Origin of the sequence: Streptomyces sp. NPDC052052, from assembly GCF_040680455.1 — a bacterium.
Taxonomy (GTDB): domain Bacteria; phylum Actinomycetota; class Actinomycetes; order Streptomycetales; family Streptomycetaceae; genus Streptomyces.
In genome coordinates, this window is sequence record NZ_JBFAWU010000005.1 from 167,885 (window position 1) to 192,425 (window position 24,541).

Annotated in this window: 22 protein-coding genes and 1 tRNA gene; 10 read left to right on the forward strand and 13 right to left on the reverse strand. The window is 69.0% G+C overall.

The genetic code is table 11. The features are described from left to right. Positions 1-13: 13 nt before the first annotated feature. The 3 genes from AB0L71_RS08055 to AB0L71_RS08065 form a co-directional block, all read right to left on the reverse strand. A complete protein-coding gene (locus AB0L71_RS08055) occupies positions 14-1,003 on the reverse strand; it encodes an alpha/beta hydrolase-fold protein (RefSeq protein WP_365239421.1) in 990 nt (329 codons plus the stop codon). A 288-nt stretch (positions 1,004-1,291) separates the two neighbouring features. Further along, the gene (locus AB0L71_RS08060; protein WP_365239424.1) at positions 1,292-1,495 is read right to left on the reverse strand and encodes a DUF397 domain-containing protein; all 204 of its coding nucleotides are present in this window, start codon (positions 1,493-1,495) and stop codon (positions 1,292-1,294) included. Next, positions 1,495-2,358 carry a helix-turn-helix transcriptional regulator gene (locus tag AB0L71_RS08065; RefSeq protein WP_365239427.1) on the reverse strand — a complete coding sequence of 288 codons (864 nt, stop codon included), beginning with the start codon at positions 2,356-2,358 and terminating at the stop codon, positions 1,495-1,497. The genes AB0L71_RS08060 and AB0L71_RS08065 overlap by 1 nt, the downstream gene beginning before the upstream one ends. Positions 2,359-2,592: 234 nt before the next feature. Here AB0L71_RS08065 and AB0L71_RS08070 point away from each other — a divergent pair, with 234 nt between their 5' ends. Together AB0L71_RS08070 and AB0L71_RS08075 are read left to right on the forward strand one after the other, a co-directional pair. Next, entirely contained in the window at positions 2,593-3,981 is a 1,389-nt protein-coding gene (locus tag AB0L71_RS08070) for a CoA transferase (RefSeq protein ID WP_365239430.1), read from the forward strand. A gap of 128 nt (positions 3,982-4,109) precedes the next feature. Then, positions 4,110-4,718 carry a DJ-1/PfpI family protein gene (locus AB0L71_RS08075; protein WP_365239432.1) on the forward strand — a complete coding sequence of 203 codons (609 nt, stop codon included), beginning with the start codon at positions 4,110-4,112 and terminating at the stop codon, positions 4,716-4,718. Between the two features lie 265 nt (positions 4,719-4,983). Here AB0L71_RS08075 and AB0L71_RS08080 read toward each other — a convergent pair. Beyond that, positions 4,984-5,057: transfer RNA gene (locus AB0L71_RS08080), tRNA-Ala, on the reverse strand. Between the two features lie 277 nt (positions 5,058-5,334). On the opposite strand from AB0L71_RS08080, the gene AB0L71_RS08085 reads away from it, so the two are divergent. Together AB0L71_RS08085 and AB0L71_RS08090 are read left to right on the forward strand one after the other, a co-directional pair. Next, positions 5,335-5,811 carry an ATP-binding protein gene (locus tag AB0L71_RS08085; RefSeq protein WP_365239435.1) on the forward strand — a complete coding sequence of 159 codons (477 nt, stop codon included), beginning with the start codon at positions 5,335-5,337 and terminating at the stop codon, positions 5,809-5,811. 630 nt (positions 5,812-6,441) lie between these two features. Then, positions 6,442-7,653 carry an MFS transporter gene (locus AB0L71_RS08090; RefSeq protein ID WP_365239438.1) on the forward strand — a complete coding sequence of 404 codons (1,212 nt, stop codon included), beginning with the start codon at positions 6,442-6,444 and terminating at the stop codon, positions 7,651-7,653. 398 nt (positions 7,654-8,051) lie between these two features. Here AB0L71_RS08090 and AB0L71_RS08095 read toward each other — a convergent pair whose 3' ends face one another. Then, complete coding sequence (locus AB0L71_RS08095) at positions 8,052-8,561, reverse strand: DinB family protein (RefSeq protein WP_365239440.1); 510 nt, start codon at positions 8,559-8,561, stop codon at positions 8,052-8,054. A gap of 536 nt (positions 8,562-9,097) precedes the next feature. Here AB0L71_RS08095 and AB0L71_RS08100 point away from each other — a divergent pair. From AB0L71_RS08100 to AB0L71_RS08125, 6 genes are all read left to right on the forward strand, one after another. Then, on the forward strand, positions 9,098-11,224 hold the full coding sequence (locus AB0L71_RS08100) for a hydantoinase/oxoprolinase family protein (protein ID WP_365239443.1): 2,127 nt from the start codon (positions 9,098-9,100) through the stop codon (positions 11,222-11,224). Continuing rightward, positions 11,221-13,449, forward strand: a complete 2,229-nt coding sequence (locus tag AB0L71_RS08105) for a hydantoinase B/oxoprolinase family protein (RefSeq protein ID WP_365239446.1) — start codon at positions 11,221-11,223, stop codon at positions 13,447-13,449. The genes AB0L71_RS08100 and AB0L71_RS08105 overlap by 4 nt, the downstream gene beginning before the upstream one ends. After that, on the forward strand, positions 13,449-14,267 hold the full coding sequence (locus tag AB0L71_RS08110) for a hypothetical protein (protein ID WP_365239448.1): 819 nt from the start codon (positions 13,449-13,451) through the stop codon (positions 14,265-14,267). Before AB0L71_RS08105 ends, AB0L71_RS08110 begins: the two co-directional genes overlap by 1 nt. Beyond that, the gene (locus AB0L71_RS08115; RefSeq protein ID WP_365239451.1) at positions 14,264-14,545 is read left to right on the forward strand and encodes a hypothetical protein; all 282 of its coding nucleotides are present in this window, start codon (positions 14,264-14,266) and stop codon (positions 14,543-14,545) included. Before AB0L71_RS08110 ends, AB0L71_RS08115 begins: the two co-directional genes overlap by 4 nt. 115 nt (positions 14,546-14,660) lie before the next feature. After that, positions 14,661-15,536: an alpha/beta hydrolase gene (locus AB0L71_RS08120; protein WP_365239454.1), complete on the forward strand. Its 876-nt coding sequence runs from the start codon at positions 14,661-14,663 to the stop codon at positions 15,534-15,536. Between the two features lie 36 nt (positions 15,537-15,572). Further along, positions 15,573-16,559: an ABC transporter substrate-binding protein gene (locus AB0L71_RS08125; protein WP_365239457.1), complete on the forward strand. Its 987-nt coding sequence runs from the start codon at positions 15,573-15,575 to the stop codon at positions 16,557-16,559. An 85-nt stretch (positions 16,560-16,644) separates the two neighbouring features. Here the strand turns inward: AB0L71_RS08125 and AB0L71_RS08130 are convergent, their stop codons facing one another. From AB0L71_RS08130 to AB0L71_RS08165, 8 genes are all read right to left on the reverse strand, one after another. After that, positions 16,645-17,280, reverse strand: coding sequence for a helix-turn-helix domain-containing protein (locus AB0L71_RS08130; protein WP_365239460.1), 636 nt, complete (start codon positions 17,278-17,280; stop codon positions 16,645-16,647). A 146-nt stretch (positions 17,281-17,426) separates the two neighbouring features. Further along, positions 17,427-18,206, reverse strand: coding sequence for an HpcH/HpaI aldolase/citrate lyase family protein (locus tag AB0L71_RS08135; protein ID WP_365239462.1), 780 nt, complete (start codon positions 18,204-18,206; stop codon positions 17,427-17,429). Further along, positions 18,203-18,988, reverse strand: coding sequence for a 2-oxo-hept-4-ene-1,7-dioate hydratase (hpaH, locus tag AB0L71_RS08140; RefSeq protein ID WP_365239464.1), 786 nt, complete (start codon positions 18,986-18,988; stop codon positions 18,203-18,205). Before hpaH ends, AB0L71_RS08135 begins: the two co-directional genes overlap by 4 nt. Before the next feature lie 41 nt (positions 18,989-19,029). Continuing rightward, positions 19,030-19,821: an IclR family transcriptional regulator C-terminal domain-containing protein gene (locus tag AB0L71_RS08145; RefSeq protein WP_365239467.1), complete on the reverse strand. Its 792-nt coding sequence runs from the start codon at positions 19,819-19,821 to the stop codon at positions 19,030-19,032. A 98-nt stretch (positions 19,822-19,919) separates the two neighbouring features. Next, the gene (locus AB0L71_RS08150) at positions 19,920-20,771 is read right to left on the reverse strand and encodes an alpha/beta fold hydrolase (RefSeq protein WP_365239469.1); all 852 of its coding nucleotides are present in this window, start codon (positions 20,769-20,771) and stop codon (positions 19,920-19,922) included. A gap of 20 nt (positions 20,772-20,791) precedes the next feature. Next, on the reverse strand, positions 20,792-21,736 hold the full coding sequence (locus AB0L71_RS08155; protein ID WP_365239472.1) for a 2,3-dihydroxyphenylpropionate 1,2-dioxygenase: 945 nt from the start codon (positions 21,734-21,736) through the stop codon (positions 20,792-20,794). Between the two features lie 55 nt (positions 21,737-21,791). After that, positions 21,792-23,405 carry a bifunctional 3-(3-hydroxy-phenyl)propionate/3-hydroxycinnamic acid hydroxylase gene (locus tag AB0L71_RS08160; protein ID WP_365239474.1) on the reverse strand — a complete coding sequence of 538 codons (1,614 nt, stop codon included), beginning with the start codon at positions 23,403-23,405 and terminating at the stop codon, positions 21,792-21,794. A 70-nt stretch (positions 23,406-23,475) separates the two neighbouring features. After that, a complete protein-coding gene (locus tag AB0L71_RS08165) occupies positions 23,476-24,522 on the reverse strand; it encodes an extracellular solute-binding protein (protein WP_365239476.1) in 1,047 nt (348 codons plus the stop codon). Positions 24,523-24,541: the final 19 nt, after the last annotated feature.

Here is a 24,541-nt window from a genome sequence, read left to right on the forward strand (position 1 = left end):
ACGTGATGCCCCGTCACGCCTTGCGGAGACGGCCGATGATGCCGTCGATGTCGCGCTGCATCAGGTCGTGCCGGATGAAGTGGCCGCCGGGCACCTCGTACGACTCGTGCGGGATCCCGGCCTGGTCCAACAGCCCGCGGAACTCGCGCTGTCCGGCGAGCACCTGGGTCTCGTTGATGGTGTCGAACCAGTTGATCGGGTCGGGGCTGGTGCCGGCGACGAGGAAAACCCGCTTGTTGCGGTAGCTCTCGATGCGCTGGACCGGGTTGTCGGCGGAGACCCTGGCCTCGTCCCACAGCGGCACACCGTAGATCGTGCCGCCGCCCAGGTCGAGGGCTGCGGAGGAGGCGTTGGCCCAGTGGGCGACCAGGCCGTAGTCACGGCGGAGGCTGGCCGGGCCGGAGTGGGCGCTGACCGAGGCGAAGTGGCCGTAGTACTTGGCGGCGTACTTGAGCGCGCCGAACCCGCCCATGGAGAAACCGGCCACGGCCCGGCCGTCGTACTCGGCGTAGGTGCGGAAGTTGGCCTCGACCCACGGCAGCACCTGGTTGATGTGGAAGTACTCCCAGTTGCGGGGGCCGACGTTGGAGCTGACCGGGTTGGAGTACCAGCCGGCGTGACCGCCGTCGGGCATGACCACGATGATCGGCTTTCCGGCGGTCCAGGCGCGTATGCCCTCGCGGTCGAAGGTGATGAAGTCCTGGTCCGTACCGCCGCCGTGGAAGAGGTAGAGGACGGGGTAGGTGCGACCGCTGTAGTGGTAGTCGTCCGGCAGCAGCACATTGACGCCGGGGTTCCAGCCGATCGCGTCGGTCTGGAAGCGGTAGTACCACATCCGGGAGTCACTCTCGTTGTGGTCCACGATGTGCAGGCCGAAACCGTCTCCGGCCGCCGCGGCGGTGGATGCCCCCGCGAGTACACCTCCGGCGCCCAGGGCCAGGGCGGCGGTGACGCCACCGGCGGACTTGAGGATGCTTCTGCGGGTGGGCTGGTGCGAGGTCAACGTAGCCTCCTGGGTGGGGGAAACGCGGCGGCGGAGTGTCCGAACGCCGTGTGACAGGCGGTTCGGAAGGTAGCGACGCGACTCCCCGGAGGAGAACCCGGAACCTTACGGACTGACAGGCGCGGCCCGGGCGCGGTACAAAGCGAGCGGGACCCCTCGCGTCACGCGTCGGGGAGCGCAGCGGTTCCGCGGGGCTCCGCGCATGCCGGGAGGGTTATGGCCGACCTGGACATGCCGACGCCCCGCGCCCGGCACGGAACCGGACGCGGGGCGTGCGCAGGTCGTGGCTCAGTGATCGGCGGCGTACGAGACGAAGGAGGCCCACTGGCGGGGCCCGAAGGCGAGCTGGGGGCCCTGCACGTGCTTCGAGTCGCGTACGTGAATGGTCTCGGGGGCGAAGGCGACCTCCACGCACTCCGGGCCTTCATTCGTGCTGTAGCTGCTCTTGAACCACTTCAGTGCAGAGCTGTTCCCTGTCGAGGGGGTGGTCATCATGTCTCTCCCAGCACTTTCTCGATGAAGGCCAACGACTCACTGGGTGTGAGGGCTTGGGCCCGGATGATGCCATAGTGGATCTCAAAGAGCTGGATCTCCTTGGGATGCGAGAACAGCCGACTGATGAGGTGGGCCTCGTTGTGCCCCACGGTGTCCCCCTTCTCGAGCCGTAGGAGCTGGAACGGCCCCGCAAGACCGGAGTGGTCCTCGCGATCCGTGGGCATCACCTGGATCTCCACGTTCCGCCGATGGCCGACCACCAACAGGTGTTCGAGCTGCTTCCGCATCACCATTCTGCCCCCGAGCGGGCGGCGCAGTGTGACCTCTTCCTGGACAAAACTGAAGACGGGGGGAGGCTGCCGGTCGAAGACCTCCTGGCGTGCCAGCCGTGCGGCGACAAGCCGCTCGACCTCCTCCTCACTGAAGGGCGGACGCCGCATCCCGTACAACACCCTGGCGTACTCCGGCGTCTGAAGCAGGCCGTGGACGACGGAGTTGGCGTAGGCGCACAGCTCAACCGCCTTCGACTCCAGCTGCGCCAGATCCCGCACCTTCTTCGGGTACCGGGCCTCCTCCGCGTCCTTCTTCAGTCCGGCGATCAGCCCGCCGGCCTCCACCACCGTGTCGGTCCTGGCCAGAAACGCTTCACTCGGCGCCCGCCGCCCGCGCTCGACCGAGGACACCTGTTCCTCGCTGTAGCCGATGCCTGTTCCCAACTCGGCCTGGGTGAGCCCTTTTCGCTCTCGGCACGTCTTGACGACCCGGCCGATCGTCCGCAGGACGGCCGCCGACTCCTCGTCGTCCCCGTCGTACGGTTCCATCGCGTCGCCGCCCTGAACTTCCTGCCCCGTCACGCCCATGTGCGCACCTCCACGTCCGCCGTGTCCGTGCTCAACTCCTCGGCGGCTCACCGCGTAACGCCTCGCTGCCCGGACAGATCCGGACCGCACCCGGACAGCGATGCTGCGTACTGACGCCGTTACTGGTGACGCGGCGGTGGCAGGGTTCCAGCGGTGGACCGAGCTACGTCGAGGTCCGGGTGCGAGGCTCCTGGCCTCTTCCCTCCAGGTGGCACTTAGTGCCACATTGCTGGTATGAAATCTCCAATTTCCACAGCTACGGCGCAGGCCTGGGCGGCACTGGGTGCCGATCCTGCTCTGCTCGACCGGGTGGCCTACGGCGGTCCGTCCGGAGGACTGCCGGCGCATCTGCCCGTCCTGGAGCTGGCGCGGGCCACCGTCGCGGTGTGCTCGCTCGCGGCAGCCGAGCTCGCTTCCGTACGGACGGGGCGGCCCGTGCCCCGGGTGAGGGTCGACGACGAGGCGGTCGCAACGGCGTTCCTCAGCGACCGGCTGGTGCGGGTCGATGGGAAGGCGTGGCCGACTTTCGCGCCGCTGTCCCGGTTCTGGCGGGCGGCCGACGGATGGGTCCGCACGCACGCCAACTACCCGCACCACCAAGCACGGTTGCTCGCCGCTCTCGGGGTGCCGCGGGATGCCGGCGAGGACGCGGTGGACGCGGTGGCCGGGGCGATCGCGGGGCGTACCGCACTGGAGGTGGAGGAGACCGTGTACGCGGCAGGCGGACTGGCCGTCGCGGCACGCAGCCCCGAGGAGTGGGCCAAGAGCGAGCAGGGGATCCTGGTTGCGGGGCAGCCGCTGCTGACCATGGCGCGCGTCGGCGACGCACCGGCCCGGGTCTTCGCTGACGCCGCGCTGCCGTGCGCGGGGCTGCGGGTCCTGGACCTGACCCGGGTGCTCGCCGGGCCGGTCGCCACCCGGACGCTGGCGCTGCTCGGCGCGGACGTGCTGCGGATCGACGCGCCACAGCTGCCGGAAAGTCAGGAGGCCCACAACGACACGGGGATGGGGAAGCGCTCGACCACCCTGGACCTGGGTGACGCCACCGGGCTTCGCGTCTTCGAGGAGTTGCTCGACGAGGCAGATGTGGTGGTTACCGGTTATCGGCCGGGTGCGCTTGACCGGTTCGGGTTGACGCCCGAGGCGCTCGCTGGGCGCCGTCCGGGTCTCGTGATCGCTCAGCTGTCCGCGTGGGGCCGTTACGGGCCGTGGCACGAGCGGCGCGGCTTCGACAGCCTGGTCCAGGTGGCCACCGGCATTGCCGAGCTGGAGGGCTCGCCGGACTCGCCCGGCGCGCTGCCCGCCCAGGCACTCGACCACGGCACCGGCTATCTGCTGGCGGCCGGGGTGCTGCGCGCGCTCACCGAGCAGCACCGCACGGGCGGCACCCGGCTGGTCCGGCTCGCCCTGACGCAGACCGCGCACTGGCTCATCCACGACCTGACCCCCGCTCGGGGCAAGGACGACGGCTTCGACGCCGGGCGTTGGCTGACCGAGACCGACAGCCCCATGGGTCGACTGCGGCACGCGCTGCCGCCGGTGTCATACGAGGGAGGCCCGATGAACTGGGCACGCCCGCCGGGTCTATGGGGCACGGACGCCCCGGTCTGGGGCGGCGCCTGACGAGAACGTTCGGGGCGATGCGCCCGGCAGACCGATGCGGCCCACTGGATCCCAGCCTCTGATCGGCTCTCGACCGGGCGCGGCACGCCAGGGAGACTGGATACCTGATGCCGCATGAAGGAGTTGGGATGCAGGTAGCCGTGGTCACCTTCGACGGGTTCAACGAGCTCGACAGCTTCATTGCTTCCGCGTTGATCAATCGCTGCCGCAAGGACGGCCTGGAAGCCTTCATAACGACGCCGACGCCGGTGGTCACGTCGATGAACGGCGTCGAGGTGACCGGGCAGCGCCCCATGGAGTTTGTGACCGACGCCGACGTCGTGCTGATCGGTAGCGGAGTGAAGACGCGCGACGTGGTCGCCGACGACCGGTTGCTCTCCATGCTGCCGCTCGACCCTTCGCGACAGCTGATCGGCTCGCAGTGCTCCGGCGCGCTGGTGCTGGCGCGCCTCGGGCTGTTGGGCGGCATGCCGGTTTGCGCGGACGTGATCAGTCGGCCCTTTGTCGAAGCCTGCGGTGTCACCGTGCTGGACGCGCCGTTCTACGTTGAGGGGAACATCGCTACAGCGGGCGGCTGCCTGGCATCCCAGTATCTCGCCACGTGGGTGATCACCCGGACGCTCGGAGAGAAGGCCGCGCGCGACGTCATCGACTACGTGGCTCCGGTCGGCGAAAACCAGGAGACCGTCGAGCGCGCCATGCGCGCCATCCGCACGGGGGAGCCTGCACTGCCCTGACGCCCGTTTCGGAATGCTGCCTGCAGTGATGGCGGCGACTTTTCAGTGTATTGAGGCGTGGGCATTGTCAGAGGCGCGAGCATGTTGCAGTGCTCTCGCCTGGCTGGCCCGCGCGGACGGGCTCGGACCAGTCGTCGACCTCGGGTTTGGCGGCCTGCTCTGGATTCGGGCACCCCGGCGGCGGTGGTTGAAGCGACTGAACGAACCATTCGCTTCCTGATTGTCACGCCTGGTGCGGTCGGTGGTCGTGACTGCCGAGGAAGGACGGGGCTGGCCGGATTCGAACCGGCGTCCTCCTACATGCCGTGAAGGCGCGACAACCGCTGCGCTACGAGCCCCATCCCGCCAGCGATCATACGAGCCACCTGCACTCCGCCGCTCTTGAATTGTCGAAGACAATGTCTTGTCACTCAGCATGGCAGCGTCAGGGAAGTTGTGTCAGAACCTCATCTCGCGTTCGCGCACCTCCACGTCCGCCGTGTCCATACCCAACTTCCCGGCGGCGCACCGCGTAACGCCGCGTCGCCCGGACAGAGCCGGACAACGCCCGGACAGTGACGCTGCGTACTGCCGTCGCTCCTGGTCGGAGTAGAGGTGGTCGACCACGCTGAGTGACATGAATCGCGAACCTGCCCACTCACCGGCGTTCCGGTCCGGGCCCACGCAACACCCCGTTCCCGCTCGCCACTTCACCATCCTTCTCTCCGCGACGCCGCGCGGTGCCCGCCTCGCCCGCCGTCTTGCGGCCGAGGAACTCCACCGCTGGGGCTGGCCGTACGACAGCGGGGCCAACCGGACGGTGACGCTCCTTGTGGCCGAACTCGCCACGAACGCGGTGCTGCACGGCCGGGCGCGGGGCCGCGACTTCCGTCTGCGGCTCACCCTTCGCCCTGGGGGTCTGGTCCTTCGTATCGAGGTCACGGACGCGAGCCCCGACCGTCGACCACCCGCTCCAGGCGAGATTCCGTCACCGTCCCCTGACCTCGAATCCGGCCGGGGCCTCCTCCTCGTCGAAGCCCTGTCCACCCACTGGGGAACCACCGACGGCGACCCGTACACCAAGACGGTTTGGTGCGAAGTCGCCCTGACCTGAAAGGTAGTGGCGCATTACTGTCGTGCGACGCACCCTCGGGCACACCGTCCGGCAACGCACGACGCTGCCCCGCGATGACCGGAGTGATCGGCATGGGCATTGGACCGCCCAGGCCGGACGACGCACGCAACTCATGTTCATGCCTCAAGTGCTCGTCCCGTCGGACCTGACGCGAAGCGGTGTGGCTATCCCCACTGGCCGGGCTGGTAGTCGCCGGCGGGCTGCTGGGTGATGACGTTCAAACGGTTCCAGGCTCGGGTCGGGGCGGCCGTGTCCTGGCTCGGTTGGGGTGCTCATGGTGCGTCGGCTCCCTTGGTCGTATCTGCCCTCATCGGTTCGACAAGACAGCGCACCGGATCGTGAGGACGCCTGAGCTGAGGCTGGAAGGGCCGGATGGGGGCTCGTCGGTTTCTCGGGCCGTCCACGGGGTCATCAACCAGCAAGGAGGAAGCAGCCTGCTACCCTCCCTGGGTGTTCATCGTGATGTTCATCTGACGGTCCTGGATCCCTCCCGTCCAGGTTCTGATCCGTCGAGGGTGCGATCCGTTCTGCCCTCCGGACCTCAATAACCGTCAGATTCTTGGTGACCGTACGTTGCGCGCGTCGGTCGCACATCATCGGAGCTGTTTCGTGCTCGCAGTGCTTCTCCTTCCTGGCGCACTTCGCGCCTTCCTTCCCGCCCTGATCGGCCGGTCCGCTCTCGCGATGGGCGGTCTTGCTCTCCTACTCGCCGTCCAGGACAGTACGGGCTCATACACACAGGCCGGTTTCGCAACAGCAGTGTTCGGGATCGCCAACGTCATCGCCGCTCCCTGGCGTGCCCGGGCCGTCGATCGATTCGGGCAGCGGACGGCGCTCACCACGATGGCCTCAAGCCAGGCGGCTGGGTTCATCGCTCTCGCGCTCATCACCGCGACCGACGGAGTTGCGGCCATCTGGTTCCTCGTTCTCAGCGCGGTAGTTGGCCTGACAGCGCCCCCCTTGGGGGCGGCGATGCGCATGGTCTGGGCCTCCCTCACGACGGCCGGTGACCAGCGAACCAAGGCATTCAGCGTCGACGCGATCTGCGAAGATCTCCTCTATGTCGTTGGTCCCGTCATTATCACGGCGGTCATCGTGGCCACCTCTCCCAACATCGGGCTCTGGGTGACCGCGACAGCGGTCTTCCTCGGCACCGCAGCCATGACGTCCAGCGCTTCGTCGCGGGCACTGCGCGGAACAGGACGGAGTGGCGTGCGAGGTGATCGCCCTCTGCGTCAGCCAGGCTTCGTAAGGGTATTGATCGTCCTGCTGGGCGCCGGCGGCGTATTGGGAGTCGCTGAAATCGCCGCACCGGCCGTCGCTGCGCAACATGATGCGGTCGCGGCTTCGGGCTGGCTCCTAGCGGCCTTCTCGGGCGGAAGCGCTCTCGGAGGTTTTCTCTACGGACAGCTGAACCTCAAGACGGGAGCCGGTAAGAGACTGTTCGCCTTGTGCATCAGCATGGGGCTTGCCGCAGTGGTCGTGTCCCAACTGGACGCACTCGGTCTCTTCGCCGCGGGCATCGCTCTCGTCGGCCTGTTCCTCACCCCATCCCTCATCACCGGATACGTCATTGCCGACGCGATTGTCCCGGAGACCAGCCAGACGGAAGCCTCGACTTGGATCAATACATCTTTGAACCTCGGCGCATCATTGGCATCCGCAGCGGCGGGGATCATCATCGACAGGTCCGGTGCCTGGCTCGCCCTCCTACTTGTGGGCGTGATCGCTCTCGCATGCGCTTCGGCCGTGCCGTTTACGCAGTTGCGCAAGATCGAGCCGCATCCGGACCATACGCCCGATTGTTGCGAGCAAGGCTGATAGGCAGCCCCTGCCCTCTGGAGCAGCCAGGGTACTTGCGCTGGCGGCAGGCCTCCGCATAGGCCGAACATGATGGTGAGCCCAGGGGGTGGCGGACCGACGGCCCTGCTAGTTGGGGATCGTGGTGATCTGATGCGTCCATCTGCGGCTCGGATGGGTCGAGTTGTGGAAGGAATGGGAGTCGGAGGGCTGGGACAGTAGGGGGCGGCCGTTCGCAGAGCGATGGCGTGAGCGAGTTCTTGGGTAGCACCCCGTCGTTGACGATGACACCCTCGTTGTTGCCGAACGCTTCCGAGTGGTCGAGCCCGGGAACCTGCGCGATCGGTGACGAACCAGCGTTTCGGTCGCCGAGTAAACGAAGCCGTTTCGGTCCACCGGCTGTCGACGGGACTGTGGGCTCAGGCGCCCACGGTCCCGTCGACACCTTCGCGTAGAAAGTCCGCGTGCCCGTTGTGGCGGCCGTACTCCAGGAGTACGTGCACCATCACCATCCTCAGCGATACCTCCTCGCCCCATCGTGGCTGATGCCCGGCCAGGTCCAGGGACTCGGCCTCGCGCTCGATGCGCCGCGAGTTCTCCACCTCGGCCTCCCAGGCCGCGAACGCTTCGGCCCTCGTCGACGCGCTTGCGTCGTACGCCGCCTGGAAGTCGATCGTGTCGGACCAGACCATGGGAGCGTCGTTGTCCTCGAACACGCGGCGGAACCAGGCACGCTCCACCTCCGCCATGTGCCGCACCAGGCCGAGAAGCGAGAGTGTGGACGGCGGCATCGACTGCTGCCGCAGCTCCTCGTCGGTGAGCCCTTCGCACTTCATGGCGAGGGTCGCGCGGTGGTAGTCGAGGAAAGCCCGCAGCATGTCGCGTTCGCTGCCAAAACTGGGCGGTCCCACCCGATGGTCGCTCGTCACTGGCCGTGCGCTCCTCATCCGTGACTGCATGAGGGGTAAGTATCCACTCCCGCCGGGCGTCCCCGGACGAGTGCCGTCCACCGGGCCCGACTGCCACCACGAGGCCGACCGTCGCGTGACACCCACGCGGGCCAGGGCAGTCACTGCACACGTCGGTCGGACTGCCCGATCGGTCAGCCGCGGAACGCTCCGCCAGGAGTGGTTCCTCCGCGGAGTGCCGCCTCGGCCGACGTTGAGTATCCCGCTGACCTTTGGTGTGACGCAGATCACCTCGCACGCGCTGCGTCGCCGTCCGGCTGTCTGCGGCAGCGACGTATGTGCAGGTCAGGGGGCTCCTGGGGCCGCTTGCGCGACTCCGCGATGGCCGGCCGCGAGAGGGGGCGGACGTTCGCTCCGTTCACCGAACATCGCGTCTGGTCACTTGACGAAGGATTCGGTCAATGGGAGGTTTCGGAGCCATGGCGCCACCGATGTCGTCCTGTCACCGGTCGCGCACTGATGGGCCTCGGGCGGTCATTTCAGAAAGAGGACTTGGTGTGACCTATTTCGTCGGTGTCGACATTGGCGGCACTTTCACCGACTGCGTGGTTCTGGACGAGACCGGCGCTGCCCGGCTCTACAAGACGCCGACCACGCCTGCCGAAGCGGCGGTCGGCGTCAACGCCGCACTGGCGCTCGCCGAGAAGGATCTGGGCCTCGACGAGGGGGCCCTGCTCGACGAGGTGCGCTATCTCGGTCTCGGGACGACCGTGGCCACCAACGCCTTCATCGAACGCAAGGGCGTCAAGACCGGCATCATCACCACCCGCGGCTTCCGCGACGCGGTCCTGATGCAGCGCGGGATGGGCTCCTGGACCGGCCTCGACGCCGACGAGGTCGTCCACTACGCGCAGCGCAGGCTGCCGGACCCGATCGTTCCGCGTACCCGGATCGAGGAGGTGACCGAGCGGATCGACCACAAGGGGTCCGTGGTCACCCCGCTCGACGAGGACGATGTGCGCAGGGCCGTCAAGACCCTGGTCGACCAGGGTGTCGAGGCGATCGCAGTGTGCCTGCTGTGGTCGTTCCGCGAGCCCGCCCACGAGCGGCGCATCGCCGAGATCGTCCGCGAGACGGCCCCCGAGGTCTACCTGTCGCTCTCCAGCGAACTCGCCCCGGTTCTCGGCGAGTACGAGCGCACCGCGACCACCGCGATGAACGCCTACCTGGGCCCGCTGGTCCGCGACTACATGTCCGACCTCGCCACCAGCTGGCGCGAACGCGGCTTCAGGGGCCGGTTCCGGGTGCTGGACTCCGGGGGTGGCGTCATCACCCCCGAACACTGCGGCGACACCCCGGTGTCGGTGCTCACCTCCGGACCGACCGGCGGTGTGCTGGCCAGCGCCAGACTCGCCGAACGGCTCGGCATACCCAACGTGCTCACCGCCGACATGGGCGGTACGTCCTTCGACGTCGGCATGATCGTCAACCATGAGCCGCTGGTCACCCCGCTCCAGCAGGTGCAGGGCTACCACATCCTCAAGCCGGCCGTGCAGGTCACCGCGATCGGCGCGGGCGGCGGCTCCATCGCCCGTGTCGTGCAGGGGCAGTTGCAGGTCGGCCCGGCCAGCGCCGGGTCCGTGCCCGGCCCGGTCTGCTTCGGCCGCGGCGGCACCGAGCCGACCGTCACCGATGCCGATGTGGTCCTGGGCATCATCGATCCCGACTATTTCGTCGGCGGCACCTTCGCCCTCGACAAGGACGCCGCCGAACGCGCCATCCACGACCGCGTGGCCACGCCGCTCGGTATCTCCGTCGCCCAGGCCGCGGCCGGCATCAAGTCCATCGCCGACCACCGCATGGCCGACCTCCTGGAGACCCTCACCGTCGGCCGGGGCCATGACCCACGCGACTTCGCGATCTTCGCCTACGGAGGCAACGGTGGCTGCCACTGCCACGCCTTCGGCGCCGAACTCGGCGTACAGAAGATCATCGTGCCGTCCACCGCCCCGGTGCACTCCGCGTACGGCGCCGTGATGAGCGACCTGCACATCACCACCGAACTGTCCGACCCGATGCGGTCCGCCTCGTGGCACGACGCCGCGAAGGTCTTCGACATCGACCGGATCAACGCGAACTTCCAACGCCTGGAGGAGCAGGCACGGGCCGCGCTGGTCGAGAGCGGCGCCGAGGCCGACCGGATCACGGTCCAGCGCTCCGCGGAGGTCCGGTTCCGCATGCAGGTGCACGGCCTGCACGTGTCGGTCGCCCGGGGGGAGCTCAGCCAGGACTACCTCACCGAACTCCTCGAAGGCTTCCGCCGGCAGTTCGCCGAGCTCTACGGCAGCGAGGCGGTGTTCCTCGGCGCGGGCGTCGAGATCGTCTCCTTCCGCGTCCAGGGCAGGGGCGAGATCGACAAGCCCCGGCTCTCCCACGTCACCACCGACCGCTCCGGCACCACCGGCGCGCCGCGCTCCCGCAGCATCCACCTGGGCGGTGACTGGGGCACGGTGACTGCCGACATCGTCCGGGCCGGGGCGCTCCGCCCGAACGACAAGGTCGTCGGCCCGACCGTCATCGAGCATCCCCACACCACGGTCTTCGTGGGACCCGGTCAGACCGCGGTCCTCGACGACCTGGAGAACATCGTGATCACCATCGACGCCAAGGAGACCCGCGCATGACCGCCACGGACGTACGGTCCACCGCCACGGCCCCGACCGGGATCGAGGCGAGCGGTGTCGACCCGGTCACCTACGAGGTCGTCCGACACAAACTGACCGCCATCGTCGAACAGCAGTCGACCGTCCTCAAAGCGGTCTCCGGCTCCCCGCTCGTCACCGAGGCCAACGACTGCAACACCGGCATCTACCTGCCGGGCGGCGAGATCGCCAGCCTCGGCCCGCACATCGTCTTCCACGCCGGTTCGATGGAGCTCGTGGTCCGGCACATCATCGACGACTGCGGCGAGGACCCCGGCATCAACGAGGGCGACTCGTTCATCACGAACGACCCCTACAAGGGCGCCCTGCACATGCCCGACGTCACCATGCTGGAGCCGGTCTTCTTCCAGGGCGAGCGCATCGCCTGGGTCGGCGCCTGCGCCCACATGCTCGACATCGGCGGCATGACCCCGTCCAGCTACTCCCCGTCCGCCACCGAGGTGTACCAGGAGGGTCTGTGCCTGCCGCCGACCAAGCTGGTCGAGGGCGGCAAGCTGCGCAGCGACGTGTGGAACCTGATCCTCAACGCCTCCCGCCTTCCGGCCAGCCTCGGGCTGGGCCTCAAGGCGATGATCGCCGCCAACCACCACGGTAAGCAGGGCATCATCCGCCTCGCCGAGCGGTACGGGCCCGACACGCTGGCCTCGGTCATGAACACCATGCTCGACCTGTCCGAGCAGCGTGTCCGCGAACGCATCCGCACCCTGCCGGACGGCACCTTCCGGGCCCGCAGCTACCTCGACCACGACGGGCACGAGAACCGCCTCTACAACGTCGAGGTCGAACTCACCAAGAAGGACGACACCCTCGTCTTCGACTACTCGAAGTCCAGCCCGCAGGCGCCCGGCTTCATCAACTGCACCGAGGCGGGACTGCGCGGTGGTGTACTGGCCACCGTCCTGCCGGTGCTGTGCCACGACATCCCGTGGAACAGCGGTGCGTTGCGCGTGGTCCGTGCGGTCGCCGAGGAGGGGCTCGTCGTCAACGCCAAGCATCCTGCGCCCTGTGGCTCGGCGACCCTCGGGGGAGCCTGGATGGTCGAGGCCACTGCCGGAGCGGCGCTGTCGCAGTTGGTCAGCGCCAGCGACGAGCTGCGTGCCGAGGCCATGGCCGTCACCAGCGGTTCCTGTGCCTGTCTGCACATGGTGGGTGTCGACCAGTTCGGTGAACCGTTCGGCGGCGCGCTCACCGAGATGATGATGGGCGGCGGCGGCGCCACCGCGGACAGCCGCGGCGTCGACTTCGCGGGCCCCCACAACTCCCTGATGTACCGGGTCACCAACGTCGAGAGCGACGAGGCGGTCTACCCGTTCCTCTTCCTCAGCCGCTTCGCCCAGGCCGACTCCGGCGGCGCCGGCCGACAGCGCGGCGGTCTGACCGGCGGCTCCGTCTGGACCCCGTACGGTACCGATGCCATCCATGGCGTGCTGTCCGCCCACGGGGTGGAGTCCCCGACCTCGCAGGGGATCCACGGAGGCATGCCCGGTGCGTGCAACCACTTCCAGGTGGTCCGCGGCTCCGACATCGCCGCCAAGCTGCCCACCGGGGTCACCGGCCTCGAGGGACTCGACAGACTGGACGGTGAGCGGATCACCCTGCCCGCCAAACCCGGCTTCATCTCCGTCTTCGCCGGTGACGTGGTCGGCTGGACCTGGAACGGCGGCGGTGGCTGGGGCGACCCGTTCGACGCCGATCCTCGTGAGGTGGCGCGTGAGGTCGAACTCGGCCTGATGTCACAGGAGTCGGCCGCACGCCACTACGGCGTCGTCGTCGAGAACGGCGAACTGGACGAGGCGGCGTCCACCGCGCTCCGCGTCGAGATACGCGCCACCCGCGCCGCCTGGCCCGTCGAGACACCGGGCACCGCCGTGGACCTCTCCGTCGAACCGGTTGCCGCCCTCGGCGAGCACCTCGTGGTCCATGACAGCGCCACCGGACCCGTCACCGCCTGCGACTGCGGCCACGTCCTCGCATCCGCCGCGGGGAACTGGAAGACCGGAGCCGCTCACGCCGAGCTGACCGCCGAGGACCTCGGCCGAGGCATCACCCTGCACGAGGATCTCCGCGCGCACGCCTACGCCTGCCCCGGCTGCGGCGCGATGCTCTGTGTCGAGATCCGCCGGAGCACCGAGGAAGCGCTGCACGACGCGGTCTTCGCGTTCGGCACCGGAAGCAAGGACTCCTGATGGGAACGCTGGTCTACGCGGGCGCCACCTCGCACGTGAGCGGCATCCTCAGGAACCCCGACGCCGATCCGGAGCACAGCCCTCAACTGGACACGGCCTGGCGTCGGATGGCCGCCGACCTGGAGCGGACCGACCCGGACGTGGTCGTACTGATCGCCACCGACCACCATGAGACGTTCGGCCTGGAGCACTACCCGACCTTCTGCATCGGCGCCGCCGAACGACACGAGCCCTGGAACGAGCACGGCATCCCCGGTGTGCCGGTGGCCGGTGACGAGGAGGTGGGCATCGCCCTGCACACCTCCCTCGTCGGGGCCGGCTTCGATCTCTCCCACAGCCGGGACATGCGCCTGGACCACGGCTTCATGGTGCCGGTCCTGCGGCTGGGCATCGAACAGCGCCGGATCGTCCCGTTCTTCGTCAACTGCAACACCCCGCCGCTGCCGACCCTCGGCCGCTGCCGCGATCTCGGCTCGGCGCTGCGTACCGCGATCGAAGAACTGCCCGGCGACGTCCGGGTCGCGATCATCGGAACCGGTGGCGTCTCCCACTGGGTCGGCACGCCGGAGATGGGACAGATCAACGAGGACTGGGACCGCGCCTTCCTGGCCCGCATGGTGGACGGTGACCTGGACGCCGTGGTGGCCCTGACCGACGAGCAGATCGACCGCGAGGCAGGCAACGGCGCGCTGGAGATCCGGACGTGGGTCGTCGCCCGCGCCTGCGCCGGGCAGGCCGGTGGCCGGCTGCTGGCGTACGCGCCGATGTACCCGTGGGTCACCGGCATCGGCGTCATGGAGATGGAGGTGGCGCGGTGAGCACCGTCGGACTGGGCAGGCTCGCCCGCGACATCGCCCGCATAGAGGGCGTCACCGAACGACTGCGCGCCGACCCGCACTCCGTCCTCGCGCAGTACCCGCTGACCGGGCCCGAACGTGACGCCGTGCTGCGGCTCGATGCCGCGGCCCTGGTCGGACTCGGCCTCAACCCGCTGGTGATGCGCAACCTGTTGTTCCTGCTCGGCGTACCCAACGCCGACCTGTACACCCACCGCCTGTCCCTCGGCGCCGTGTCCCGCGAGGACGCAGACGGCTGAGCCGCGGCGTCCGCGACCGGGACGCCAACTCCCCTTCCCGGTCGCGGACATCGCCGTTCCCCGCCGCTCGGCCTCCCTCCGGCGAGCGGCCCTTCACCTCGAAAGGAAGACCACCATGTCCCTCTGGACCGACGCACTCGGCGCCGAAGTCAGGTTCCACCAGGCCGGCCCGTGGCGCACGCGCGCTCTGGAAGCCGGCTCCGGAGACCACCACGTCGTCATGATCGGCGGGCTGACCGGCCACGTCGAGGGCTGGGCCCGCAACGTCACGGCCCTCGCCGAGCAGGGCCTGCACGTGCATGCCATCGACGCCCTCGGCCACGGATACACCGACAAGCCCGACGACGTCGAGTACACCTGCCCCGCGTTCACCGCGCACCTGATCGCGTTCCTGGACGCACTCGGCATCGAGAAGGCCGACCTGGTCGGCCAGAGCCTGGGCGGCTGGATCGCGCTGCACACCGCCAGGACCCACCCCGACCGGGTGGGCAAGCTGGTGCACGTCACCGGCGCGGGCATCCTGCTCGACGACGAGGCACGCGCCGAGGAGAGCGCGGAGGTCGGCCGGCAGGTCGAGAAGGTCACCCGGCGTGCGTTGGCCGAGCCGACCCTGGAGAGCGTCCGTACCCGCCTGGAGTGGCTGATGGCTCATCCGGAGACGGTGACCGACGAACTGGTCGAAACCCGCTATCGGATCTACACCCTCCCCGACAGCCGCCGCACCATGCCCCGGATGTCCGCCGAGGCGCCCGGCGAACCCAACCGCACGTACCTGCTGACCGAGACCGACCTGAAGGCGTTGCCCCACGAGACGCTCGTGCTGTGGTCGGACCAGAACCCCACCACCCCCGCCGAGGTCGGCCGACGCGCCTCCGAACTGCTGCCGAACGGCTCCTTCGACATGATCGACGACGCCGGCCACTGGCCGATGTTCGAGCAGCCCGAGCAGTTCAACCGGATCGTCGGTGTGTTCCTCACCGGCAACCGCTGAGCCCGGCAGTCCGCGCACGCCCCCCAGGAGCCGACCTTGAGTATCCCCATCACCCTCGCCTGCGAGCGGTACGACCGCACGGAGGCGCTGCGGGACGGCCGCGTGTGCCCCGCCGGAGTGGACCTCACCTACCTGCCGCAACAGGTGGAGGAGACCTTCTTCCGGATGGCGCGCTTCCGCGAGTTCGACGCCGCCGAGATGTCCCTCTCCAGCTACGTGATCAGTCTGACCAGGGACGCACCGTTCATCGCACTGCCGGTCTTCCCCTCCCGGTTCTTCCGGCACAGCGGCATCTACGTCTCCGCGGCCTCCGGCATCGAGAAGCCGCAGGACCTCGTCGGCAAGCGGGTCGGCATCGCCGAGTACCAGCTGACCGCCAATGTGTGGATCCGGGGCATCCTCGCCGACCGGCATGACGTACCGGTGGAGTCGGTGACCTACCGCACCGGCGGCCTGCACGAGGCGGGCCGCCCGGAGAAACTGAAGGTCGACCTGGCTCCGGAGATCCGCGTCGAGCCGATCGGCCCGGGGCAGACCCTCTCCGAGATGCTGGCCGCGGGCGAGCTCGACGCCGTCTACACCCCGCGCGAGCCGCACAGCTTCACCGCGGGCGACGGACGGGTACGGCGGCTGTTCGACCCGTCGGGCCCCGCCGAGGAGCAGTACTTCGCCGAGACCGGCATCTTCCCGATCATGCATGTCGTGGTTCTGCGTCGTGAGGTGTACGAACGCAACCGCTGGCTGGCCCGGTCGCTCTACGACGCGTTCACCGAGTCCAAGCGGCTGTGCGAGGAGAACTTCACGGAGACGGCGGCCCTGCGGTACATGCTGCCCTGGCTGCTGGACGAGGTCGCCCGCACCAAGTCGCTGCTGGGGAACGACTTCTGGCCCTACGGCCTGGCCCCCAACAGGGAGACCCTCCGCACCTTCCTGCGGTACTCCTACGACCAGGGGCTCGCCGCGCGCCCGCTGGAACCGGAGGAGTTGTTCGCGCCGGAGACCCTGGAGTCGACGCTCGTCTGATTCACGAAGCATGCGAGCGGGTGAGGGCCTGAGCAACTGTGCGAGGGCCCGAGCCCGCTTTCTTGCGTGCTCGCAGGGCGCCCGGTCAGTCCTGTGCGGGTCCCTGGGGAATGCCCAGCAGGGACACCCAGGTCTCGATCAGCACCTGGAGAGCATGCTCCCGGTCGGTGTCCCAGCGGGCATCGGTCCAGTTCCGGGCGACGTGGTCGAGCAGGGCCAACGCGAGGTCGGCCCGCGCCCGCCGGGTGGCCGCGTCGAACCGCCCGGCCAGACCAAGGCCCTCGACGACGTCGGACCTTCCCTCGTCGAGCCACACGCCGACCGCAGTGCCCAGCTCCGAGTCCACGATCGCCGCGTCGTGGGCCGCCTTGAGATACGGACCGATGTCGTCCCAGCGGCTCGCGATCATGCGCAGCCACCCGGCCATGGCCTCCGCGTCCCCCTCGGAGACCACGGTGATCAAGCTCCGCCGGTGCGACCTCTCACCAGGTGTGTCGGCGGGGTCGAACCGGAAGCTGTTGAGCTCGTCGACGAGGGTGCGCATGAGGTCGCTGCGTGACGGGAAGTGCGCGTAGAAGGTCACTCGGGCGGTTCCGGCGGCCTCGACGATGTCATCGATGGTCGTCGCCGCGTAGCCCTTTTCGGTGAAGAGGCGCAGGGCCGTCGTGAGAAACAGCCGGCGCGTCGACTCCTTCTGCGCGGCGCGAAGGTTGCCGGCCACCTCAGTACCTCACAGACCTGCGGCGATGAACTGTCGCCGCTCTCCCCGAATCACCACAGGGAGCGTACACCGTCAGGTGCCGGGCCACAGGGCCCGGCACCTCTGAGGACGAACGGTGACCGGCAGTTGCACGGGCTGTTGGGCTTTCAGTCGTTTTCGCGGTCCACCAGGCGTGCGGCGAGTGCCCGGCTGCCCTGTGCGAGCAGGGTGACGTCGGCGCCGACGAGGACGAAGCGGGCTCCCGCGGTGAGGTAGCGCCGGGCCGTCTTCTCGTTGAAGGCGTTGACGCCCGCGGGTTTGCCGGCCCGGCGCGCGGCATGGAGGCAGTGCTCGACGGCCCGCACCACGTCCGGGTGTTCCTGCTGGCCCAGCAGGCCCATCGAGGCGGCGAGGTCGGAGGGGCCGACGAAGACGGCGTCGACTCCGTCGACCGCGAGGATCTCCTCCACGTTCGCCACGGCCTCCTCGGACTCGATCTGCACCGTGAGGGAGCAGGTCTCGCCGGCCGTGTGCAGATAGGAGTCGATGCCGTTCCAACGGGAGGCGCGGGCGAGGGCCGAGCCCACGCCCCGGACGCCGCGGGGTGGGTAGTGCATCGCGGCGACGGCCCGTTCGGCGTCCTCGGCGGTGTCGACCATGGGGATGATCAGGTTCTGCACGCCGAGGTCGAGGTACTGCTTGATGGTCACCGTGTCGAGGGCCGGCGGCCGCACGACCGGGACGGGGCCATAGCCGCGTACCGCCTGCAGTTGGGCAAGGATCGAGTCGAGGCCGTTGGGGCTGTGCTCGGCGTCGATGAGGAGCCAGTCGATCCCGGAGCCGGCGCAGATCTCGGCGACCAGGGGGCTGCCGGTGCACAGCCACATGCCCGTCAGCGGCCGGCCGGTCGCGAAGAGGGCGTCGATGAGGGTGGGGTCGGGGGTCATGCGAACGTGCATGTGATCGTTCCCAGCGGTCCGTAGTCGGCGAGGAAGGTGTCGCCCTTCTGTACATGGACAGGGCGGGTGAAGGAGCCGGCGAGGACCAGGTCACCGGCCTTGAGGCCGCTGCCGTGCCGGGCGAGCTTGTTGGCCAGCCAGTGGACGCCGGACGCGGGATGGTTGAGTACGCCGGCCGCCAGGCCCGTCTCCTCGACGGTCTGGTTGCGATACAACAGGGCGCCGATCCAGCGCAGGTCGACGGAGTCCGGCTTGACCGGGTTGCCGCCGACCACCATCGCCCCCATCGCGGCGTTGTCGCTGATGGTGTCCACGATGGTGCGGCCCTGCAACTCGATGTGCGAGTCGAGGATCTCCAGGGCCGGGACGACGTACTCGGTCGCGGAGAGAACGTCGAAGATGGTGCAACCCGGCCCGTCGAGGTCGGCGTTGAGCTTGAAGGCGAGTTCCACCTCGATCCGCGGGTGGGTGTAGCGCTCCCAGGGGATCTCGCAGCCGTTCTCCAGCACCATGTCGTCGAAGACGACACCGTAGTCGGGTTCGGTGATGCCGGTGGCCGCCTGCATGGCCTTGGAGGTGAGCCCGATCTTGCGGCCGACGACCCGCCGGCCGGCGGCGATCTGCCGGTCGGCCCACAGGTTCTGCACCGCGTAGGAGTCCTCGACCTCCATCTCCGGGTAGCGGGCGCTGAGCAGGGGTATGGGGGTGCGGGTGCGGGTGGCCTCGGCGAGTTCGTCGGCGATCGCCTGTCGCTGGGCGGAGTCGAGCATGGGTGTGTTTCGCTTTCCGGGTTCGTGTAAGGCCGGGTGGCTCACCGGTAGTCGGCGAGGTCCTTCCTGATGCGTGCGGCGGTGTCGAGCAGGGCGGTCAGGAACTCGTCCAGCAGCCTGTCCATGGGCACCCGCATGTAGTTGGTGGCGATGTTGACGGCGGCCACCGTTTCGCCGCTGATGTCGGTGATCGGGGCGGCGATGGTGCGTACGCCGAGCTCCTTCTCCTGGTCGGCCAGTTCCCAGCCGCGCTCGCGGATGTGCGCCAGACGGGCGCGCACCTGGCCCGGCTCGGTCACGGTGTGTTCGGTGTAGGCCTCGAAGGAGTGCTTCTCCAGGAAGGACGTCAGCTCGTCCTCCGGGAGGTCGGCAAGCAGCACGCGCCCCACGGCGGTGGCGACCGGGTCGATGCGCGAACCGATCCGGATGGTGGTGCTCATGACGCGTTTGGACTGGGAACGCCCGAGGTAGATCACGTCACTGCCGTCCAGGACGCCCAGCGAACACACCTCGCCCAGCTGCTCGTTGAGTGCGTCGAGGTGTGGTTGGGCGATCTCGGGCAGCTCGAAGGAGGAGATGTAGGCGTAACCGAGGTCGAGCACCTTCGGCAGCAGACGGAAGGCGCCGTCGGTGTTGCTCATGTACCCGAGCGACTGCAGGGTCAGGACGATGCGCCGGGCGCTCGGCTTCGATATGCCGGTGACGGCCGCGACCTCGCTGAGGGTCATCGACTTGCGCTCGGCCGAGAAGGCGCGGATGACCGCCAGTCCCTTGCCGAGGGACTGGATGAAGTCGCCCTCGGCGATCGGCACGACCTGATCGTTGCGAGCCATCCTGGCTCCTCCTTCGGGGGTTGTCGTCCTCGGCCGGCGTGGGGTGCCCGACCTGACATGTCCGCCGCGTGTGGTCGGCGTGACGGTCCGTCTGCCGGTCAGCCGCCAGAGTGTAGCCGCAGGAACTGGGCGACCAGCGCATTGAACTGCGGCGCCTTCTCGACCTGGCTCCAGTGACCGCACCGGGAGTAGAGGTGCAGGTCGGCCCGGGGAAGCACCTCGGCGAGCTGCAGGCTGCGGGACACCGGGATGACGGTGTCGTCGCGGCCGTGCACGAGCAGCACCGGCCGGTCGAACCCGCGCAGCGCCTCGATGTCGAGCGGATGGTGCACCCGGTCGTGGTCGCGGGCCTCGATGACCCTGGCGAAGCGTTCCTCGGCGCCCGGTGCGCGGGCCGCGGTGTAGCGGGCGGCGACGAGGTCGTCCGTGACCAGCGACGGCTCGGTGACGAACTCGTTCAGCACCTTGCGGATGCCCGCTTCGGTGACCTCGGGCCGTGCGTGGCGGGCGAGCGCGGCGGTACGCGGGGCGCCGCCGGTACCCATGGAGACGATGCCGAGGATGCGCTCCGGGTGGGTGAGCGCCATCTGGAACGCCACCCAGCCGCCGAGGGAGTTGCCGACCAGCCAGGTCCGCTCGATACCCAGGGTGTCGAGCAGCCGTACGGTGTGCCGCACCCAGGCGTCGATGCCGTAGGCGGCGTCGGGGGCGGGCCGGGTCTGGCCGAAGCCCAGCAGATCGAGTGCGACGGTGCGGTGCTCGCGGGCGAGGTCCGACAGGTTCAGCCACCAGTTCGCGGCGGCGGAGACACCCGCCCCGGAACCGTGCAGGAACGTGACCGGCGTTCCCTCTCCCAGATCGTGATAGTGCGTCAGCTCGCCGGGCGCCGTCTCGGCCCAGCTGTCGGCGAGCCCGAAGTAGGGATCGGTGGTGTAGTCAGGTGTGTCCATGTTCCGTGTTCCTTCCTCGTTCACCGCTGTGTGCTTCCCGCGACGACGCCCATGCCGGTGACCCAGCGCGGCACCGCCTCGTAACCGAGGACCTCGACGGGTCCGCCCCAGGCCGCCCACGCGGCGAGCCAGGCACGGACCTCGTGGGCCCCGTTGCCCGCGATCTCCTCGACCTGGCGTGAGTCCATGGTCAGCAACGACACGTGGTCACCGGCCGCGAGCCGGTCCAGGAACCAGTGGTCCCACTCGGCGTTGATGGGACCCTCGTGGCCATCCGCGATGCGCTGCGCCAGGCTCGCCTCGCGGGAGGCGCTGTAGGCGTCGACCCGGTCTCGGCCGTCCACCAGGTAGGCGCGGGTGCCGGCGTCGAGGGTTTCGTCCTCGACCGAGAGCGCCTTCACCCAGTGCGACAGCCCGCCGGAGGCCAGCACCAGCACGCGCTGGTCGCCGGGCAGGGAACGGATGGCGTCGCCGACCGCCAGGCCGAAGTCGAAGCAGCGGCGGAAGGAGGGCCGTGGGTCCGCGCTGCAGTTGACCATGACCGGCACCATGGGCACGTCGAGACCGGGCCACAGCACCTGGTAGGGCTGCACGATGCCGTGGTCCACGCCCATGCGCACGGAGAAGGCGGGATCGAAGCCGGCTGCCTGGGTGCTCTCGGCCATGTGCAGGCCGATGCCCTCGGCATGCGGTACCGCGCCCTTGTGCGTGCCGTAGTCGCCGCAGCTGACGATCTCGCCGGTGCCGACGCAGAAGGACGGCATGACGTCGAGGAAGAAGTTGCGGAAGTGGTCCGGGCCGAAGACGACCACCGCGTCGGGCGCGAGGTCGGCGACCAGACCGCGGAGGCGGGCGGCGGCCGTGGTGAACCGGGCGCCGAGGGCACCGGGGGTGTTCTTGGCCGGGAACGAACCGTCCCAGAAGGGGGAGTGGGAGAGGGCGGCGAAGCCGACTATGTCCGACATGCGTGTGCCTTTTCTCGAATGCCTGGGTACCTCGGGTTTCCGGATGGCGCGTTTCTCAGGTCCGTACCGCCGGTTCGTGGACCGGCACGATGCCGCGGAACCGCGCGGTGAGGCCGTCGAGTTCGTCCCTGGAGCAGGTGGCCGCGAGGTAGCGGTCGGGACGCAGGACGACGATCTCGCGGGAGCGGTCACCCTTGTGCCAGTCCCGGAAGCCACCGGCGGTGTCGTCCAGCAGCAGGGTGTCGGCGTCCGCGCTGCGCAGGTGCTTCCCGGCCCGGGAACGGTTGACGCGTACCAGCCGCGCGCCCAGGGATCGCCAGTAGGCGGCCGACTCCTCGGACAGGTGGTCGGCGGGGTCGGTGTTGATGCCGATCACGGCGAACCACGGGCCCACGGCGTCGTCGAGCCGCAGCCGGGTGCCGTCCTCGGTCTCCACCGCGGGCTGGATGAACATCTTGCCGACCGGTGATTCCTTGTCCGTCCGGCGGTGGGCCACGATGCCCTGGCGGTAGAACGGCATCGGTTTGAACTTCATCTGCAGGATGTAGTCCCGGGCCGAGGGGACGTGCACGCTGGCGCGCAGCAGCAGCGAGCGGGCCCGTTCGCCGAGCTTCGTCTTCGGGGAGTAGACCTTCCCCAGGGTCGTGGCCAGGTCCACCATCGCCTTGGCGTGGCCGTGGCGCTCGGTGTGGTACGTGTCGAGGATGCGGTCGTCGGCTCCGTGCGCCAGGACCGCGGCCAGCTTCCAGGCCACGTTGGCCGCGTCGCGGATGCCCGAGTTCATGCCCTGGCCGAACCACGGCGGCTGGAGGTGGGCCGCGTCGCCCGCCAGGAAGACCCGGCCGGTGCGGAAGCGGTCGGCGACGCGGGAGTGGTGCTGGTAGATGCGGCCGCGTTCCAGGCCCGGCATCGGACCGTCCCAGTCGAAGTGCTTGCGGATCAGGCGCTCGACCGCCTCCGGCTTGAGCATCTCCTCGTCGGTCTCGTGGTCGGCGAGCCGGAACTCGAAGCGCCGGTAGCCGAAGGGCAGGTCGATCGACACATGGGGGCGGGTGCTGCTGATGTAGTTGCCGGCGTAGGGCGCGTGCAGTGCGGAGTCCTTCAGGTCGACGACCAGCCAGCGGGCCCCGAGGGTAGAACCTTCGAGGGTGGCTCCGGCCAGCTTGCGGACGGTGCTGCGGCCGCCGTCCGCGCCGACGACGTAGTCCGCCCGGACGGTGCACTCCTTGCCCGAGGCGTCGCGCATCTGCGCGGTGACCCCCTCGTCGTCCTGCGTCAGCGACAGCAGTTCCGTCGAGACGCGCAGGCCGACGTGGGTGAAGCGGTCCAGTCCCGCGCGCAGCTTCTTCTCCAGCATGGGTTGGAGGAAGGAGTTGCGCCGGGGCCAGCCGAAGGGCTGCGCGGAGGGCGCGATCTCCACCAGATAACGGCCGGAGGAGTCGAAGTACCGCAGCAACTGGTTCTGGATCATGTCTGCGTGCACGGTCTCGCCCAGTCCCGCCGACTGGAAGACGCGCAACGACTCGTCGTCCACTCCGACGCCACGGGGGAAGTCGACCACCTCGGGAGCCTTGTCGACGAGCAGGCTCTCGATGCCGTACACGCCGAGCAGGTTGGCGATCGTGGTGCCGCACGGGCCGGCGCCGACGACGAGTACCTGCGTTCTCACGATGTCGTCCATGGGTGCGATGTCTTCCATTTCTGCCTGTCGATCCGCTGATTACGCTGGTTACGCGTGGTCAGAACTTCTTGCCGAGCAGCGCGAGGCTCTTCTCGTAGCGCTCCGCACCGGGGTACGTGATGGCTTTGAACTCACCCAGTTCCTCGGCCCCTTCGGGCTCCGGGGCGCCGGGCATGGTGCCGAACTCGTAGATGTGCTCGGCCACGGACGTCTGGCCCTCCTCGGTGAACATCCAGCTCACCAGCAGGCGGGCGGCGTTGGGGTGCGGGCTGCTGTCGAGGGCGCCGTAGGCCACGTCCGACATGTAGCCGCCGTCCTCCATGACCGCGTAGCCGAGGGGGGCTCCGGCGGCCTTCTGCCGCATGTAGGTGCCGTATCCGGCCACCAGCGACGCCTGGGTCTCACCGGTGGTGACCGCCTGCAGAGCGGTGGCGACGCTGGGGAAGACCTTGGGCTTGACCTTGCCGGCGTAGTCGTCCAGCCACTTCTCGTCGATGACCCCCGCCTCCAGGGCGGCGGACAGGACCTGCGGGGTGGCGCCGCTGATGGACGGGTTGGAGATGCCCTGCTTGGCCTTCCATCCCGGGGCGCCGAGTTCGGCCCAGGTGTGCGGGACGTCCGCCGCCTTGAGGGACTTGGTGTTGTAGACGGTGGCGTAGAGGTGCTGGGAGGGGACGTTCCACAGATCGTCCTTGCCGCGGTAGGTGTCCTCCAGCGCGTCCGCCTCGACGGGCCGGAACGCCGACAGGTAGTCGGCGGCGGCATAGCGCTCCATGTCGGAGACGCCGATGTGCAGCAGGTCCGCCTTGAACCCGCTGGCGACCAGCTCTCCTTCGAGCCGGGAGTCGAGCTCGGCGCCGAAGATGTCCGTGGTCTTCACCTTGATGCCGGGGTAGGCGGCCTCGAACTCCTTGTACACCTTGGCGTAGAGGTCCTCGGTCGGGCCGTAGACCAGGATCTCGCCCTCCTTCTTGGCCGCGTCGTACAGCTCGGTGAGCGAGGAGGCGTCCGCCACCTCAGGGGCGGAGCCCGAGCCGCCGCACGCCGTCAGGGTGAGGCACGCGGAGAACAGGGCGGCCGTGACGGCGAGGTGCTTTCTTCTCATGGCGGTGTGGCCTTTCGTG

Excerpts from the sequence above, each read along its gene's own strand:
- AB0L71_RS08060 (WP_365239424.1), bottom strand. The coding sequence starts at position 1,495 with ATGACCACCCCCTCGACAGGGAACAGCTCTGCACTGAAGTGGTTCAAG.
- AB0L71_RS08065 (WP_365239427.1), bottom strand. The coding sequence starts at position 2,358 with ATGGGCGTGACGGGGCAGGAAGTTCAGGGCGGCGACGCGATGGAACCG.
- AB0L71_RS08070 (WP_365239430.1), top strand. The coding sequence starts at position 2,593 with ATGAAATCTCCAATTTCCACAGCTACGGCGCAGGCCTGGGCGGCACTG.
- AB0L71_RS08075 (WP_365239432.1), top strand. The coding sequence starts at position 4,110 with ATGCAGGTAGCCGTGGTCACCTTCGACGGGTTCAACGAGCTCGACAGC.
- AB0L71_RS08085 (WP_365239435.1), top strand. The coding sequence starts at position 5,335 with ATGAATCGCGAACCTGCCCACTCACCGGCGTTCCGGTCCGGGCCCACG.
- AB0L71_RS08105 (WP_365239446.1), top strand. The coding sequence starts at position 11,221 with ATGACCGCCACGGACGTACGGTCCACCGCCACGGCCCCGACCGGGATC.
- AB0L71_RS08110 (WP_365239448.1), top strand. The coding sequence starts at position 13,449 with ATGGGAACGCTGGTCTACGCGGGCGCCACCTCGCACGTGAGCGGCATC.
- AB0L71_RS08120 (WP_365239454.1), top strand. The coding sequence starts at position 14,661 with ATGTCCCTCTGGACCGACGCACTCGGCGCCGAAGTCAGGTTCCACCAG.
- AB0L71_RS08135 (WP_365239462.1), bottom strand. The coding sequence starts at position 18,206 with ATGACCCCCGACCCCACCCTCATCGACGCCCTCTTCGCGACCGGCCGG.
- hpaH (WP_365239464.1), bottom strand. The coding sequence starts at position 18,988 with ATGCTCGACTCCGCCCAGCGACAGGCGATCGCCGACGAACTCGCCGAG.
- AB0L71_RS08145 (WP_365239467.1), bottom strand. The coding sequence starts at position 19,821 with ATGGCTCGCAACGATCAGGTCGTGCCGATCGCCGAGGGCGACTTCATC.
- AB0L71_RS08150 (WP_365239469.1), bottom strand. The coding sequence starts at position 20,771 with ATGGACACACCTGACTACACCACCGATCCCTACTTCGGGCTCGCCGAC.
- AB0L71_RS08155 (WP_365239472.1), bottom strand. The coding sequence starts at position 21,736 with ATGTCGGACATAGTCGGCTTCGCCGCCCTCTCCCACTCCCCCTTCTGG.
- AB0L71_RS08165 (WP_365239476.1), bottom strand. The coding sequence starts at position 24,522 with ATGAGAAGAAAGCACCTCGCCGTCACGGCCGCCCTGTTCTCCGCGTGC.